The 16,727-nt window shown below is 46.4% G+C and carries 11 protein-coding genes and 1 other annotated feature; of the genes, 8 read left to right on the top strand and 3 right to left on the bottom strand.

The genetic code is table 11. The annotated features are described in order from the left end of the window. Positions 1–253 precede the first annotated feature (253 nt). Positions 254–778 (bottom strand): type 1 glutamine amidotransferase domain-containing protein, encoded by a 525-nt coding sequence (locus ACDE64_RS15850; protein WP_411343105.1) that lies wholly within the window; start codon positions 776–778, stop codon positions 254–256. 593 nt (positions 779–1,371) lie between these two features. On the opposite strand from ACDE64_RS15850, the gene ytxJ reads away from it, so the two are divergent. Continuing rightward, positions 1,372–1,713 carry a bacillithiol system redox-active protein YtxJ gene (ytxJ, locus tag ACDE64_RS15845; protein ID WP_411347451.1) on the top strand — a complete coding sequence of 114 codons (342 nt, stop codon included), beginning with the start codon at positions 1,372–1,374 and terminating at the stop codon, positions 1,711–1,713. A 115-nt stretch (positions 1,714–1,828) separates the two neighbouring features. Then, entirely contained in the window at positions 1,829–2,839 is a 1,011-nt protein-coding gene (gene ccpA, locus ACDE64_RS15840) for a catabolite control protein A (RefSeq protein ID WP_411343103.1), read from the top strand. A gap of 433 nt (positions 2,840–3,272) precedes the next feature. Here ccpA and ACDE64_RS15835 read toward each other — a convergent pair whose 3' ends face one another. Next, positions 3,273–6,371, bottom strand: a complete 3,099-nt coding sequence (locus tag ACDE64_RS15835; protein WP_411347450.1) for a transglycosylase domain-containing protein — start codon at positions 6,369–6,371, stop codon at positions 3,273–3,275. Positions 6,372–6,539: 168 nt separating this feature from the next. Then, positions 6,540–6,833: a binding site (T-box leader), on the top strand. A gap of 98 nt (positions 6,834–6,931) precedes the next feature. Here ACDE64_RS15835 and tyrS point away from each other — a divergent pair. From tyrS to ACDE64_RS15820, 3 genes are all read left to right on the top strand, one after another. After that, a complete protein-coding gene (gene tyrS, locus ACDE64_RS15830; protein WP_411343101.1) occupies positions 6,932–8,188 on the top strand; it encodes a tyrosine--tRNA ligase in 1,257 nt (418 codons plus the stop codon). Positions 8,189–8,235: 47 nt separating this feature from the next. Next, on the top strand, positions 8,236–8,679 hold the full coding sequence (locus ACDE64_RS15825) for a methyl-accepting chemotaxis protein (protein WP_411350316.1): 444 nt from the start codon (positions 8,236–8,238) through the stop codon (positions 8,677–8,679). Between the two features lie 434 nt (positions 8,680–9,113). Continuing rightward, positions 9,114–11,324 carry a methyl-accepting chemotaxis protein gene (locus ACDE64_RS15820; protein WP_411347449.1) on the top strand — a complete coding sequence of 737 codons (2,211 nt, stop codon included), beginning with the start codon at positions 9,114–9,116 and terminating at the stop codon, positions 11,322–11,324. A 199-nt stretch (positions 11,325–11,523) separates the two neighbouring features. Here ACDE64_RS15820 and rpsD read toward each other — a convergent pair whose 3' ends face one another. After that, complete coding sequence (gene rpsD / locus ACDE64_RS15815; protein WP_411343098.1) at positions 11,524–12,123, bottom strand: 30S ribosomal protein S4; 600 nt, start codon at positions 12,121–12,123, stop codon at positions 11,524–11,526. Between the two features lie 447 nt (positions 12,124–12,570). Here rpsD and ACDE64_RS15810 point away from each other — a divergent pair, with 447 nt between their 5' ends. The 3 genes from ACDE64_RS15810 (at position 12,571) to ACDE64_RS15800 (ending at position 16,581) form a co-directional block, all read left to right on the top strand. Further along, entirely contained in the window at positions 12,571–14,562 is a 1,992-nt protein-coding gene (locus tag ACDE64_RS15810; protein ID WP_411347448.1) for a sensor domain-containing diguanylate cyclase, read from the top strand. A 419-nt stretch (positions 14,563–14,981) separates the two neighbouring features. Next, positions 14,982–16,097: an aminopeptidase gene (locus ACDE64_RS15805; RefSeq protein WP_411343096.1), complete on the top strand. Its 1,116-nt coding sequence runs from the start codon at positions 14,982–14,984 to the stop codon at positions 16,095–16,097. Between the two features lie 229 nt (positions 16,098–16,326). Continuing rightward, on the top strand, positions 16,327–16,581 hold the full coding sequence (locus tag ACDE64_RS15800; RefSeq protein ID WP_411343095.1) for an HPr family phosphocarrier protein: 255 nt from the start codon (positions 16,327–16,329) through the stop codon (positions 16,579–16,581). The last annotated feature ends 146 nt before the right edge of the window (positions 16,582–16,727 follow it).

The raw sequence follows: 16,727 nt of genomic DNA, 5'->3' as shown, positions 1-16,727 counted from the left end.
GAGCAAAAGGATCGTAAACAAGCAGACAATGTTCGTTCACATCATCCATCAGTAACTACCTGTTATCATATACATGCCAAATGCGATTGGTTAGGAAATCAACCAGCCCATAATGGTGTAGATCATGTATAAATAGCCCAGCCTGTAGAGGAATCTACAGACTGGGCTATTCGTTTGGTTCACGTAAACGACGAGAACGATGCGCTACGACTACAATTCTCGTTTCAAATGATAGCCGTAACATCCTATCCTTTTATTGATTAGCCAACGCATCACAGAACGCTTTACCATACGGCGGCAAATCTGGCGGACGACGCGCAGAAATAATATGCCCATCCACAACAACCGCTTCGTCCTTCCAGATCGCCCCAGCATTTTCCATATCGTCTCGAATACCCGGCGTGGACGTCACAGTCACACCATCCAGAATCTTCGCCGAGATCAATACCCAACCTGCATGACAAATCTGCCCAATCGGCTTCCGCGCCTCATGCAGATCGCGCACCAGCTCCAGCACCTTCGGATAGCGACGCAATTTATCCGGCGCCCAACCACCCGGCACCAGAATACCATCGTAATCACTGCTATTCAGCTCATCAAAACTATACTCCGCTTCCGCAGGCACGCCATACTTGCCAATATACTTCTTACCCTTCTCTGCACCAGCCAGATGCACTTCCGCACCTTCCTCACGCACCCGATACACCGGCACCCACAACTCCAAATCCTCAAATTCCTCATCCACCAGCGCAATAACCTTCTTACCCGCCAACCTCATCTATTGATCACCCTTTCTCCGTCTATTCCTATTCATTTACACTGCCCATTGTAACAAATTCCCCTATACCGTTCAAAATACCCATCCTAAATCTCTAAAATTAAATCCCCTAAAATACCAAATATTGAAACGACCAAGTATTTAAATGCGCAAATACCCAAGTATATAATTGTAGAGGTATCCAAGTACATACGAATCCAAATCAAAAAAACCAACCCTCTAAATCCGCAATCTCTAATCCCTAATCCCTAACCTGCTCCCCCCGCCCCAGAGACGGGGCTTGCAAGGAGCGGAGGGAGTGGGAAAATGAGTTTGGGCGCCTTTGAAGGGTGGAGTTTTTACCGCCCTCTTTCCTTCCATCATAAAAACTCCACCCTTCACCCAAGCCCAAACTCATTTCCCACTCCCGCAGCGGACTCCCAACCCCGACATTCTGAAAATCCCATGAAACTTACATTTGCCCATAAAGTCCGAAAAAAGCGTTAACATTGACAAAAAAATAGATTTTTCAGCCTGTTTTTGATAAGATACTTATGATAGTTAATTATGAAAACGTTCTTACATTTAATACAACAAAAGGGGATGTGTGGGTAATGGCAAATGTGAACGAACTGAAAACGATAGAACAACTGAATGAAGCTCTGGATCATACCGCACAAAAGCCGCTTCTTGTCTTCAAACATAGTACTCGTTGTCCCATCAGTGCAGGTGCATATCAGCAATTCCAATCGTATTTGAACGAACAACCGAGCGAGGATGTGGATTATAGCCTGATCTATGTGGTGGAAAATCGCGATGTATCGCTGGCAGCTGCGGATACATTACACGTCAAACATGAATCGCCGCAAGTGATTTTAATTAAAGATGGCGCGCCGGTCTGGGATACGTCTCATTCACGCATTACGGCAAGTGCATTGCGTGAAGCGCTCTCTTAAATACTGCGCATATGATTGCATAGGCTAATGATTTAGCGTATTATGAATGTAAATGAAAAGTTTAGAAAACTTTTGAAAATGTAACGAAAATTTATTGATAATGGAGAGAAGGAACGTGACAGTAACTATTTACGATGTAGCACGCGAAGCTGGCGTCTCAATGGCTACCGTATCCCGCGTAGTCAACAACAATCCAAATGTAAAGCCACAAACCCGTAAAAAGGTATACGAAGCGATCGAGCGTCTGGGCTATCGTCCGAATGCTGTAGCTCGTGGTCTGGCAAGCAAAAAAACAACAACTGTTGGTGTGGTCATTCCCGATATTTCCAATTCGATTTTTGCGGAAATCGCCCGTGGTATCGAGGATATCGCCAATATGTATCATTACAACATCATCCTTTGTAATGCCGATAAGAAGAAGGAAAAAGAAATCCGTGTCGTGAACACATTGCTGGAGAAGCAGGTGGACGGTCTGTTGTTCATGGGTGGTACTGTAACGGAGGATCATCTCCAAGCGTTTCAGACGGCGGCTGTTCCGATCGTATTGTGCGCAACACGCGATGAAGAAGGTCTGATTCCTTCGGTTGATATCGATCACGAACAAGCAGCATTTGATGCAGTAAACACGCTAATCCGTCATGGTCACCGTGAGATCGCTATGATCAGCGGTACACTGCAAGATCCGGCAAACGGTTACGCACGCTTCCAAGGCTACAAAAAAGCGCTTGAAGCTGCTAATATCGAGTACAAAGAAGACTGGGTACGTATCGGCAACTACCGTTATGAATCTGGTGTGGAAGCAATGAAATATTTCATCGGTCTGAAAAAGCGCCCAACTGCTATTTTTGCTGCTACTGACGAAATGGCAATCGGCGCAATTCATAGCATTCAAGACGAAGGTCTGAAAGTGCCGGATGATTTCTCCGTCATTTCCGTTGATAACATCCGTCTAGCATCCATGGTACGTCCGCAACTGACTACCGTTGCACAACCGATGTATGATCTTGGTGCTGTCGCAATGCGTTTGCTGACCAAATTGATGAAAAAAGAAAACGTAGATAACTCCCGTGTCATTTTGCCGCATGAAACGATTTTGCGTTTGTCTGTGAACCAACCAAACGGCTAATATACAGTTGCTTTCTGCGAGAGCGGTATTTGCCAAGCAGAAAGATGAAATTCTGGTATTTGCAACAACAAGAACCGAATAGGTGAGGAAGATGTAATTTCAGCTGGAGCACGCTGCTCGTTGGATTAACAACCACATCTTCCGAGCGATTTTGTATAAAAAAGAGCAGGTATCCTTTAGGATATCTGCTCTTTTTGCGCCCACCATCACAACGCGCCCACCATCACAACGCGCCCACCATCACAACGCGCCCACCATCACAACGCGCCCACCATCACAACGCGCCCACCATCACAACGCGCCCACCATCACAACGCGCCCACCATCACAACGCGCCCACCACCACACACAAAACACCCCCGCAACTTGATTGCTCAGGTTGCGAGGGTGTTTTTAACTTTAAACTAAATGAGCAAACTGCGCTACATTATACTTACTGCTTAATCTGAACCGGCGACGACGGGTTGGACGCCAGATCGCCATTGACGGCGACGACGTAGAACCAGCCGCTTACCTTGGTTCCGATATTGTACTGATACGAGGTGTCCGGTACATTGCCGACTAGACTGTACGGACCACCACTATTGTGGCTGAAATAGATCCGATACCCGGTCGTTGTTTGTGATGGAGCAGACCAGCTCACATTGGCTGCGCCACCATCGGCAGGCTGGACGCTCACGCCGGATGGTGTACCCGGTGCGCCAGTTCCCCCATCGTCATTGTTTGTATCGGAGCCAGAGCCTAGTTCGCTGCCACCCGGAACGCCTTGTTCATTTTCTGGAATGATCGGGTCTGGAATGGCGCTATAACCAGCGGCTTCGCTTGGTGCGGATTCGTGTCCGCCTACGTCGACTGCCGTCACATAGAACGACGTATCACCGTTGCCAGAAACGCTAGAGCTGAAGCTTCCCGTACCAAGTTGACCGGATTTCTGATATTGATACGATCCGTCGCCGCTAGAACGGTATAGACGGTAGCCGACGACATCGTTTGAACCACTTCCGTTAAAGGTAATATTCGCACTGCCACCATTGACCGACAAGCGTACATTACTTGGCGAAGATGGTGCATTGCCGTCATCTCGCCTTGGATCGACTTGTGTTGGTGCATCGGCACCAGCATCTTCCGGCAGGTAATGACTGAGCGAGTACTTCGTTCCGCTCATTTTGGACAGTGCATTTTGTAGGTCTTTGATCAGCTGAGAAATTGGCATTTCCCGCTTCACTACCGTACGCTGACTTACCATATCGTTTGGTGTGCTGTCCTGCGGAATATAATTGACTCCGTTGTAGGTGATGTATTTGGCATACGATACGCCATCATCGAAGTCTTTTGGTACATATTTGCTATTGAACAAATCGGTAACCAGCTTGCCAGAAGCGCGTGTCGCACTCGTTGGAAGCTTCCCGCTATAACCTGATACCGTCTGACTAACAATACCGTCCGGTCTGCTGAACGAATCGGTCTTGAACAGCTTCGGCTCGCGGTCAGTTACTTTGTTCATAATGGTTGCCCAGATCGTACGCGCGCGCTTTTTGCCGTCTTCGGACAGGGTATTAACCGGTTCGCGGTAACCTGCCCAGACGCCCAACGTCACATCCGGGGTGAAGCCCATAAACCAGACATCTGCATAATTTTGCGTGGTGCCTGTTTTGCCGGCGATTGGAATCTTGCCGTATTTGTTAAATAGACTTTGCAGCGAGCGTCCTGTACCATCCGAAGCGGAGATAACGGTACGTAGCATATCCGTCATCAGAAAAGCTGTTTGCTGCGAATAGACGCGCTGTGGATTGGCTTCGTGTTGATATACGGTTTTGCCATAAGGGTCAACGATTTTGGTGATCATATACGCATCGTTGAATACACCTTTGTTCGGAATAGAACCGTACGCGTTCGTTAATTCCTCTACTGTAACCCCGTATTTCAGACCGCCGAGTACACCGGTTTGAGCCGAGTAGTCTGCATCTTGAATCGTAGTAATACCGAGCTTTTTGGCAAATGCCCATGCTTTGTCGATACCAACTTTGTTGATAAAGATCTTCAGTGCTGGCAGATTCAGCGATTCATTGAGCGCTGTCCGTGCTGTCACTAGACCTTGATAACGTCCATTGGCATTGCCCGGAATATGGAAGCCTTTGCTGCCGTCTTTTAAAATAATTGGTGCATCATCCAGCACACTAGCTGGTTGAACGACACCGCTATCCAGTCCAGGCAGATAAGCGGCAATCGGCTTCATCGCCGAACCCGGTTGACGAGTCATCTGGGTTGCATAGTTCATCTGTTCTTCTTGGAAGCTACGTCCTTCGATCATACCAAGGATTGCCCCAGTTTTGTGATTGATCATCATAGCTGCGGTTTGTTCCTTGCCTTTGGTGGAGCTATCTGGTGAGAAGTTGCTGCTATCTTCGGCAACTTCATGCATCGTATTGTAGATCGTTTTGTTGATGGTCGTGTATACACGGTATCCGCCGGTCAACAGCTTTTGCCGTGATTCTTCGAATAACGTATTGTATTCCTCCGTTGATAGCTTGGATGTGTCCAGATCTGGATTTTCCATTTTCATTACAACCTGTGCACCCTGACGTTCTACTTCCATCATCAGATATGGATAGGTAGAATACGCTTTGGCGGTCGGCTTGGCAAGTGCGCCTTTGATATCAAATGCCAGTGCTTCGGTATACTGGCTGTTCGTAATCTTGCCAAGATCTTTCATTCGTTTTAGTACTAGTTGTTGGCGCTGTACAGCGCGGTTGAAGCCTTCTTCATTGAATTTGCCGCCGCTGCTGAATGCCGAGTAGGCACTTGGCAGTTGGGGCAAACCGGCGATATACGCAGATTCGGCAATATTCAGATCCAGCGGATCGTTTACCCCGAAGATGCCCTTGGCGGCTGCTTTGATTCCAAAAATATTGTAGCCATTTGAGCCTTTACCAAATGGCATTTTGTTCAAATAAGCGGTCAATATTTCGTTTTTGGTGAGAAAGCGTTCAATTCGCATCGACAGCAACATTTCCTTGATTTTGCGGTCATTCGTTTTGTCCGCACTCAAAAATACCCGTCTTGCCAACTGCTGGGTGAGTGTACTGCCGCCGGTCTGAACCGATTCATTCAGCACTTTTTGTTTGACGGCACGTAGTGTACCGCTCATATCCACACCCATATGTTCGTAGAAACGGTTATCTTCTATGGATATAATGGCATCAATAACGGTTTTTGGAATCTGATCATACGTGACCAGACGCCGATCTTCTTCGGTGCGCAACTGTCCTATCGGAGAAGCATCACTAAAGTAAGCGAATCCGGTAACGGCATTCTCATCAATCGCCTTCACAATTTGCTCTCGTGAACGCACCGGTTCGTCTTTTACAATGGAAGAGACGTAGCCCAGCATAAGTCCCCCACCAAACAGGCAAACCGTGATGCCGAAGATCATCATCCATTTAAAGGATAACCAGATCTTGCGTCCCCAGGAACGGCCGCCGGAAGGCTTGGCAGGTTTTTTAGTCGGACGATTGTCCTTCTTTTCAGCCATGATATTTCCCCCTTTTACCAGCCACTATTATAGCACAAAATACGAGTCAGCAATCAGTTTCTTCCGACCGATAAATGGCGATAGGCAATTAGTCCGTCTCCTTTGCATTGACTTGCTGACATGGATATGATATAAAAAGGAATATCTTTTTCAGTACAGCATAATATAACAAAAGCTTGGAAAGACGCGCAGTAGAAGCGGAGAGAACCCTTGCAGAGAGCCGGTGGTTGGTGCAAACCGGTAGTGGTCTTCCTTTGAATTACACGTCTGGAGCTGTTCGGTACTCCCAGTGAACTGCATCCTTTGCCATCTTGGCGGAGAATACAGTGATCACAGAGCAAGCCGAGCCGGAATATCCATTCCGTTATGGTAATGAAGTGAGAATGGTGACATATACTGCTATGCAGAATATGATGACGATTCTAATTAGGGTGGTAACGCGAGACCTGGCTCGTCCCTTTGTTGGGGCGACAGGTCTTTTTTGTATGTCGTGATCCACAAAGGGAGAGGCGAACCGCCGGCAGACAGGTTCAATTTATAGCACAGAGAGGATTTTTATAATGGCAAAATGGGAAGAATTAACTCCGGAACAACAGGCGGAAGTCAATCGCCAGCTAGAAGTTATCAAACGCGGTACCGTAGAGATCATACCGGAAGACGGACTGCGCAACAAAATTATCAAATCATTACTGACCAATACACCGCTCAAAATTAAACTCGGTCTTGACCCGTCCGCGCCAGACATCCATGTCGGTCATACCGTTGTTCTGCAAAAGCTGCGCCAGTTTCAAGAGCTTGGTCATGTGGTGCAATTGCTGATCGGTGACTTTACCGGACGTATCGGTGATCCAACCGGTAAATCGGAAACTCGTAAGCAGCTGACCGAAGAGCAGGTCAAAGCCAATGCTGAGACGTACCAGAAACAAATTAGCAAAATTCTAGACCCTGACAAAACGACCGTATACTTCAACTCCGAATGGCTCAGCCCGATGAACTTTGCCGAAGTGGTTAATCTGGCTGCCAAAGTAACGGTAGCGCGCATTATGGAGCGTGATGACTTTACCAAGCGTTTCCAGAATGGATTGCCTATTAGCATTCATGAATTTTTCTACCCATTAATGCAAGGTATGGATTCGGTTGCGCTGGAAAGTGATATTGAGCTGGGGGGTACGGATCAGACGTTTAACGTACTGATGGGTCGTACGCTGCAAAAGGAATACGGCAAAGAGCAGCAGATCGTTATCACTCTGCCACTGCTGGAAGGTCTGGATGGCGTTCAGAAAATGAGTAAAAGTCTGGGCAACTACATCGGAATCGACGAAGCTGCCAACGAAATCTACGGCAAAGCGATGAGCATTCCAGATGAGCTGATGGCGAAGTACTACGAGCTGGCAACCGACATTAGCAATGAACAACTCGACACACTGAAAAAAGGTCTTGTGGACGGTAGCGTGCATCCGCGCGATGCCAAAATGAATTTGGCGTACACGTTTGTACGTATGTATCATGATGAAGCAGCAGCAGAAGCGGCAAAAAATCATTTTATTACCGTTTTCCAACAGCGTGCTTTGCCGGATGATATTCAGGAAGCGACGATTGAAGCCGCTCAACTGACAGATGGTACCATTGGCTTGATCGATCTGATCAGTCACCTCGGCTTTGCTGCTTCCAAAAGCGATGCACGTCGCAGCATTCAGCAAGGTGCTGTGAAGATCAATGAAGAAAAAGTGGACGATGTGAATGCGCAGATTACACCGGCTGAAGGGGATATCGTACAAGTCGGCAAACGCAAATTTGCCAAACTGACATTGTCCTAACAGCTACCTTTGAACGAAGCGTCTCCTAATTCAGGAGGCGCTTTTTACTGTGTATTGCTTCCTGTAAGAATGAAATAAAAAGAAATAATAAAATATTCATTACTGCTCAGATTGGCGAAATGCAGACAGACACGCAATCAGCATTGCATGGTGTCGAAGAAGGCAACCGAGAGGTGGATGCTGGACTGGTTATTTTAGATGAGATCAAGCAGCGTTTTGCTACGATTCGCGCTGATATTAGCCGGGTTGCGGATGAGGTGCAGGAGGTATCTTCGGCTTCACAGCAAATGTCTGCTGGTTCAGAGCAGATCAGTGCATCGCTCGGACAACTTGCCGATATTGCTCGTTCCACTACTACCTATGCGGACACAGCGTTAACCAATTCGCAAAATCAACTACAATCGCTGGATAGCCTGAATGCTAATACCGATGATCTTGCAGACGTTAGTGTGAAGCTGAACGGCATCATTAGCCAATTCCGTACAATGTAAACAAGCTAGGTACAGGAGTATAAACCAGTTCAACTATAGCAGTAGAAATAAGTCTAAATACAGAAGCAGAAATATGTTCAGGTATGACAGCATACGCAACTGTAGGCAGATGAGTAGATGGTAGCGGCGAGTATATTACTGGGTCGCTATACGCAATGATGTATCGACAAACAATCATATCGTATACACAAGCAGGCAGACTTTTTCTCTCCTAATAGAAGAAAGAGTCTGCCTGCTTTTGGTTATACCGAATGTATTACGAATGCCGCTATATACGAATTGATCATCTTTTCCATCCAAAGTCCTACTTTATTAGACATGAAATGACAGAAAGTTCCGTGAAAACCTACACAAATTAGGAGTTCCGACCGATATATATAGATTGTGATGTGCATTTGACTCACTACATATGGTATAGAGGAGACCCGATTATTTTGCGACGATTACAGTTTAGAAGTATTCAAGCCCGCACATTAAGCACATTGTTGCCTATTGTGTTGATTGTTGTTGTGCTGATTAGCCTGCTGGCATATCAGTTCGCCAAACAGAAATTGAACGAAGAGATGGGACATACTGCCAATAGTACATTGAATGGAGTTAGCTCGAACATTACCGAGCAGGTTTCGCGTAACTCACTCGTTGCTTCCTCGCTGGCGGATGCAGCTGGTCAGATTGCCAAAGGCATGACGATGGATGAATATGCTGCTTTGACTGAGCGGTGGACGATGCTAAACAAGCTTACTCATGGCACGGGGCTATTTTTCGCATCTGATGCGTTTGACGATGGTAAGACGTATCATTCTGTATATGCATCGCGTAATGGTGACAATATTACAGCGAGTTTTGATTATGATGATGCTTCTTATGATTATTTGAATAAACCATGGTATACTGGCACACTGAATAACTGGGACAAAATTTACTATACTGAGCCTGAGCTGGATCAAGAGAGCAAGATCAAGATGATCACCGCTGGCAAAACGATTCGCAATAGTGACGGTCAGGCGATCGGTGTAGCGACTGCTGATTTTAGCATTAGCAGTATTCAGGATTACGTGAACAACATGGATATCGGCGAAGTGGGACATACGTTACTGCTGGATCGTACAGGTCATGTACTCGCTAGCAGTCAGCAGGGTATCACTGCGGATCAAGCGATTGAAGGTGTCGACAATGATAACAAAGGTTCACTATCTACGGTCATGCAGCAGCAGAATGGTCATGTACCGCTGGTGCTCGGTGGAGGACATTATACGTTATACTTCCAGACATTGAGCGATACAGGCTGGAAAACAGGAATTATTTTGTCGGAATCGGAAATTCAGGAACCGGCAAAAGAAATGCTGAATACGTTGCTGATTATTGGTGGTATTAGCTTGATCGTACTAGCAGCTGCTATTTTGTGGAACAATCTCGGTATGACGCGCGAGATCAAAAAGGTTGTTCATATGAGCCGCCGTATGGCAGCAGGAGATTACTCTGATCGTTTGCAAGTACAGCGACGTGATGAATTTGGTCAGATGGCAACTGAGTTTAATCGTATTCTGGATTCCACATCATCCATCTTGCGTCATCTGAATGATCAATCGGTAGCGATTCAGGCAACCGCAGCAGGTGTAGCGGAAGAATCCAGACGTAATGCGATCGTAGCACGTAACAATGTAGAAGAACTGGAGCAAATGGAACATGGCTCCGCTACCCAGTTGCAAGCGACTGACGAAAGTACAACAGCGATGGAAGAAATGGCGGTTGGCGTTCAACGAATCGCCGAATCCATTCAGGAAGTAGCCGATGCTGCTCAGCAAATGGAACAGAAAACACAGACTGGTAATGAGCAGCTGCATAAGGCTGTCCGTCAGATTGATTCCGCCAAGCTCGTAATGGACGAAGGTGGCAAAATGGCGCGTTCCCTGCATGAACGTGCGCAACAGATCAACGGTATTATCGATGTTATTCAAGGCATTAACAAGCAGACTACGTTATTGGCACTGAATGCTTCGATTGAAGCAGCACGAGCAGGAGAAGCGGGACGTGGCTTTGGCGTTGTTGCTGCTGAGATTAGTAACTTGTCGACTAGCGTGGCAGAATCAACGCGTATGATCACAACACAAATTACCGCTATGCAGGAAGAAACAGCAATCGTACTCGCAGGCATGGAGAATGGAGCCAGTCGCGTAACGAAAGGGATGGCTTCATTGGAAGAAACGAGCCTTCTGTTTAACGATATTAAGAGCGATGTAGAGCAGATGTCGACCGAAATTCAAGAAGTATCGTCCGCTTCGGAGCAAATGTCTGCCGGAGCAGAGGAAGTTACAGCTTCGCTGGAGAATCTGGCGGACATCGCCCGCAGTACTGCGCAAAAAGCAGGTACAGCTACAACACGTTCAAGCGAACAATTGGAATCCTTGGATCGTCTGGAATCGTCTGCGCAATCACTGCATACGGTAGCCGATTCACTGAATGAACTGATTGCCCGTTTCCAAACTGAAGTTACACCGGAAGTAGTCGCAGTTGAACAATCAACAGAAATGAATCCTGATGGACATCACGAGCATCTGGATACTGAAGATACTGATGGAACGACTACCAAACCCAACGATTCATTAACCTCGGATTCAACTGATTCAACAAAGCTTATTTCATAAACAATATAACTATACGTAAAAAGTGAAAAGTAAAAAAAAAATGAACAACAAACAAAACACTGCTATACATCTAACTATGTATAGCAGTGTTTTTGTATTATTTGTACGTGTACGTGCACATACATGTGTAACGCCATATGTGTAAAAAATATATAAAAAAACCGCTGGAAGGAATCCAGCGGTTTGATATTCGTTAAGATTAACGGTTGTACCACTCAACGATTTGTCTTTCGTCGATGTCTTGAGTCAGCTCAGCGCGCTCAGGCAGACGAACATATTTACCTTCAACTGCTGCTTCGTTGTATTCAACGTAAGCTACCAGATGATTACGGTTTTCCAGAGCTTCTTTAACAGAGCTCAGGCCACGGCTTCTTTCACGAAGACCGATAACATCGCCTGGTTTTACAGCGTAAGAAGCGATGTCGACTTTTTTACCGTTTACTGTAACGTGACCGTGGGAAACCAGTTGACGTGCACCTGGACGGCTGTTAGCAAAACCGATGCGGTAAACGAGGTTGTCCAGACGGCTTTCCAGCAGGAACAGGAAGTTCTCACCAGCGATACCCGGCAGTTTTTGTGCTTTGTTGAACAGGGTTGCGAATTGTTTTTCACCCAGACCGTACATGAAACGCAGTTTTTGTTTTTCTTGCAACTGCATACCGTAGTTGCTCATTTTTCTGCGTTGGTTAGGACCGTGTTGTCCCGGTGGGAAAGGGCGTTTCAATTCTTTACCAGTGCCGCTCAGGGAAATACCTACGCGACGGCTTAATTTAAATTTAGGACCAGTGTAACGTGCCATTTATAGCAAGCTCCTTTGAATTCAATATAGTTTTGGTTAATATCGGGGCTTTGGGTCTTTGATTCATGTTGCCGCGTTTTGTTTGTCGTGGGGCCGGATAGAAATGCCTCACTACTGATCGAAGAGTTCAGCCGCTGTCCAATCAGCAACAAAACGCGTGAGGGTGAAACAACGTTACGCCCAAATCAGAATCTATCCATTCTTCATCAAGGATAAATTATATCGTATCCAAAACAGCAAAGTCAATGATTTTGGTTAATTATTTATTGATATTTTGCGCGTTGCTGCCGATATAAATGATAAAGTTGCTTATGTATATAACAAAACCCTGTTATGATTGTAAAACGAGCGAATACTGTGCCGATCCGAACGGTCTGCATAATAGGAGAGAATAGGCAATGGAGCAGCACCGTGCTGCCATCAAGGGTAGAAATTGGGGAGGCTTTTATGTCAAACAATTCGTGGAACTCGCCTGCGCAAAACTGGCGTACTGAAGATAAATTAACCTCTTATCCGGTAGTGCCAATCGCGGACGAGTCGTTCTGGCTGCAAAAAGTCGATATTACAGCCTCCGATTTCCCGCATATTGAACCGCTGCTGGAGGAAGGGCTAACAGACTGGCTCCAGCAAAATCGTGTACTGCCGCAAGTCGGTAAAGCACGCTGGTTCTTGCTAAATCATGAGCGCAGAATGATCGTCGCAGCCGCCGATCTGGAAGAGCCTTTGCGTGCGGTTGTGCAGCATACGGCAGCTCAGGCGCTGCTCAATCATGCGCCATTTAGTGAACGGATCAAGTACGAAAGCAAGCATACACTTGCTGATTCGGTTGTAACCGTAGCACCGCTATACACGCGCAATCATCAGGAATGTTTTGCACTGCTTGGTTGTATCAGTCCGCCGTCGCATCCATTGACGACTGGCGAGATGCAAATGCTGAGTATGTTTTATACATCGTTATTTTATAAACGATTTGAATATACGTATGTAGCGGATATGTTGTATTCCGCAACTGTGGTGGAGCGTGAAGCTCAGCGTCGTTCCGTGTTATTTCAAGTGATTCAGCGTATGTATGACAAGTTCGACATTCAAGAGCTGATTAGTGAGCTATTCGATATTGTGGATCATATGTATCCACAAGTGCGCTTTGAACTGCTGGTTGCTCAGGATAGCGAGAACAGTAATCCGCGTGTGCGATTGCTACAATTGCAAAATCCACAGGAAGATATGTGCGTACGCGCATTTACGACCGGCGAAGTGGCGATTGAGGTACATGCACAAGCGGAAGGTACGTCTGACCAGATGGAAACGGCGATCCCGCTGATGGGCAAACAGGGCGTATATGGCGTATTCCATTTGCTATCCGAAGTGCCACTCGAAGAGGAAGATTTGGAACTGATGGTCGTGATTGCGGAAGCTGCCGGACGTACGTTTGAGAATGCCAAGTTGTACGAGCAGTCCAAAATGATGAATGAGGATTTGCGTCTGATCAATGACATCTCGCGCAGACTCAATCAGAATTTGCAGCTCAAGCAGATTTTTAAATTTGCCGCAGAAGAGTTATTGCGTATTTTCAAAGCGGATTATGTATTGGTATTGTATTTGAATCCGGACACAGATTGCTTTGAAGTGATGGATGGTAATGTGCAATCACTCGAAGGCGGAGTGGTCGACAAAAATGAAGGCTTGAGCGGTGTCATTTACCGTAATCGCGAACCGATCATTTTGTCCGATTATTGCAATGAGCATAATACAGAATCCATCTTCATGCGTGAATCGGGTGCCTGTTCCTTAATCGCTTCGCCAATGATGGGCGGCGGTGAAGTGAATGGAGCGATCTATCTCGGTCACAAAGACAGACATTATTTCTCGTATGATAACTTCAAGCTATTGCAGGTCATTACGACGCATATCGGTCTGGCAGTATCCAATGCTGCGCTGCATGCGGAGTTAAGCCGAATGGCGAGCAAAGATGCGCTGACTGGATTGTATCAGCGCCGTTATCTGGACGAGTCGATCAAAAACTATCAAAATGCGACCTATAGCGGCTCGCTGCTGATGGTCGATATCGACAAATTCAAAGCGGTCAACGATACGTTTGGTCACCAGACTGGTGATGAGGTGCTCAAGCAAGTGAGCCGGGTTGTGCAGCAGCAGATTCGTGATGGTGATATTGCAGCCCGCTGGGGTGGCGAAGAACTGGCAGTGTATTTCCCACAGGTGGATAAAGGACGTGCCCAGTTCATCGCTGAACGGATTCGCATTGCAGTTTCGGAGGAAACCGATCCACATGTTACCGTATCATGTGGCATCGCCGACTGGAACTGGAAGGATAAAGAGGTCAGCGTTGAATCGCTGTTCTACCGCGCCGACCGCGCCTTGTATCAGGCGAAGAACAGTGGACGTGATCAGGTATGTGTGGATTCCAGCTTGCGAGCATAATGAATAACTTCCAAGTACACTGAAAAGCACAATCCCACACTGATCTGTGCATGAATTAGCAGATTCGGTACAGCGGATGGAGTCATAGCACCGGTGAATACGTGGCGCTCCCATGCATCTGGACTGAGTGCTGAATATGTTCTGAAATGGATATGTACAACTGCAATACAATAAGCCGTCATTTATGCTCTTGAGAGCATGAGTGACGGTTTTATTTGTATGTAAACGATCATTCCAGTACAAACGGTTTGTTGTTCAAAACATGTATGCCTGTATCTTCATAAACTTCCGATGATATAATCATCAAAATGATTTCTACATAAATATTCCTCACATTCAAGACAATTCGCGGAACATCGTGGTACACTTATCGGTGAATAATTAACCGTTGTTCAAAAACAAGGAGAGGAAGATATAGCATGCAGGACCCTAGAGTAAAAGTACTTGCCAGAAATCTGGTTCAGTATTCCATTGATGTACAACCCGGCGAAAACGTGCTGGTAGAGATGATCGGCACCGAGCGCGATCTGCTGAATGCTGTCATTCATGAAGTTGGAGCACGCGGAGGCAATGTATTTGTACAGCTGACTGACCGCAAAGTGCAACGCGCTATGCTGATCAATGCTACCGAAGACAGTCTGCGCACATGGGCAGCGCTGGATCTCGAGCGTATGAAGCAAATGCAGGGCTATATCGGCATCCGCGCAGGTGAGAACATCAACGACCTGTCTGACGTTCCCGATGACAAACAAAAGCTGTACAATCGCCTGTATCAGCATGTGGTACATAGCGAGCAGCGTGTTAAGCATACGAAATGGGTTGTGCTGCGCTATCCAAACGCGAGCATGGCACAATTGGCAGGCATGAGCACCGAAGCATTTGAAGACTTCTACTTTGATGTATGTAATCTGGACTATGCCAAAATGGACAAAGCCCAAGATGCACTCCAACAACTGATGGAGCGTACAGACAAAGTGCGTCTCGTTGCACCGAATACCGATCTGACATTTTCGATCAAAGACATCGGCGCCAAAAAATGCTCCGGTCATCGTAATATTCCAGATGGCGAAGTATTCAGCGCACCGGTACGCGATTCGATCAACGGTATCATCACGTACAACACACCGACAGTGTACAACGGCACCAGCTTTGAAAATGTCAGCTTCCGCTTTGAAAAAGGTCAAATTGTCGAAGCGACCAGCAATGATACAGACAAGCTGAACAATATTCTGGATTCCGATGAAGGCGCGCGTTATATCGGCGAATTCGCAATCGGCTTCAACCCGCATATTCTGCATCCGATGAATGATATTCTGTTTGACGAGAAGATCGCAGGCAGCTTCCACTTCACGCCGGGTCAGGCGTATGAAGAGACTGACAATGGCAACCGTTCCTCCATTCACTGGGATCTGGTATTGATCCAGCGTCCAGAGTATGGTGGCGGCGAGATTTACTTTGATGATGTGCTGATTCGTAAGGATGGTATCTTCGTGATCCCAGAACTGGAAGCACTTAACCCGGATAACCTGAAATAAAGATGCGTTTACGTAGATAATCATCGCCGCAATATAATGCGATTCCGGCGGTCAAGTTTACAACAAAAAGGGGTATATATGTAGCAGGGACGCGATTTTCAGGTGCCTGCACATATATCCTCTTTTTCATATGACAGGCGCAAGAAAGCAGTTGCATAAGAAAGCGTATTCATTTATGATGGTATGGAAAACTTGTTTACAGCATAACCAGACGGTAGGAGGGATTATTATGGCAACAAGCAATACAAACAATGCGGCAGTGGTAGAGATTGCCCAGACTGCGGGCCAGTTTACATCATCGATCGTTCTGCAATATGAAACGAAATTTATCGATGTGAAAAGTATCCTTGGACTGTTCACTACACTGGTAGCGAATCATGATTATGAACTGCATGTTCATGGTCCAGACGAAGAGGCTGCCAAAGCAGCAGTGACTGCCGCTTTTGAAAAACATGGTCTGAGCGTTAAGCTTGCCGACAATTAAGAATTGCTAAGATGCTGCCTTTCGATGGAAAGGCAGCATTTTTCTGTGTAGGGGCAGAATGGGCGGTAAGCTATTATTTCAAATATAAGATATTATCTTTCGATTTCGCGTGAGGTTCTTGTATTGCCCTCGGATTTCGTCTAATA

Source organism: Paenibacillus sp. WLX2291 (assembly GCF_046603665.1).
Classification (GTDB): Bacteria; Bacillota; Bacilli; order Paenibacillales; family Paenibacillaceae; genus Saccharibacillus.
Note: the sequence above shows the minus strand (reverse complement) of the source record. Positions and strands in the feature narration are given on the sequence as shown.

Bases quoted from the DNA above. Each gene is read 5' to 3' on its own strand.
- ACDE64_RS15850 (WP_411343105.1), bottom strand. From the start codon at position 778: ATGAGGTTGGCGGGTAAGAAGGTTATTGCGCTGGTGGATGAGGAATTT.
- tyrS (WP_411343101.1), top strand. From the start codon at position 6,932: ATGGCAAAATGGGAAGAATTAACTCCGGAACAACAGGCGGAAGTCAAT.
- ACDE64_RS15835 (WP_411347450.1), bottom strand. From the start codon at position 6,371: ATGGCTGAAAAGAAGGACAATCGTCCGACTAAAAAACCTGCCAAGCCT.
- ACDE64_RS15805 (WP_411343096.1), top strand. From the start codon at position 14,982: ATGCAGGACCCTAGAGTAAAAGTACTTGCCAGAAATCTGGTTCAGTAT.
- ACDE64_RS15800 (WP_411343095.1), top strand. From the start codon at position 16,327: ATGGCAACAAGCAATACAAACAATGCGGCAGTGGTAGAGATTGCCCAG.
- ACDE64_RS15810 (WP_411347448.1), top strand. From the start codon at position 12,571: ATGTCAAACAATTCGTGGAACTCGCCTGCGCAAAACTGGCGTACTGAA.
- ytxJ (WP_411347451.1), top strand. From the start codon at position 1,372: ATGGCAAATGTGAACGAACTGAAAACGATAGAACAACTGAATGAAGCT.
- rpsD (WP_411343098.1), bottom strand. From the start codon at position 12,123: ATGGCACGTTACACTGGTCCTAAATTTAAATTAAGCCGTCGCGTAGGT.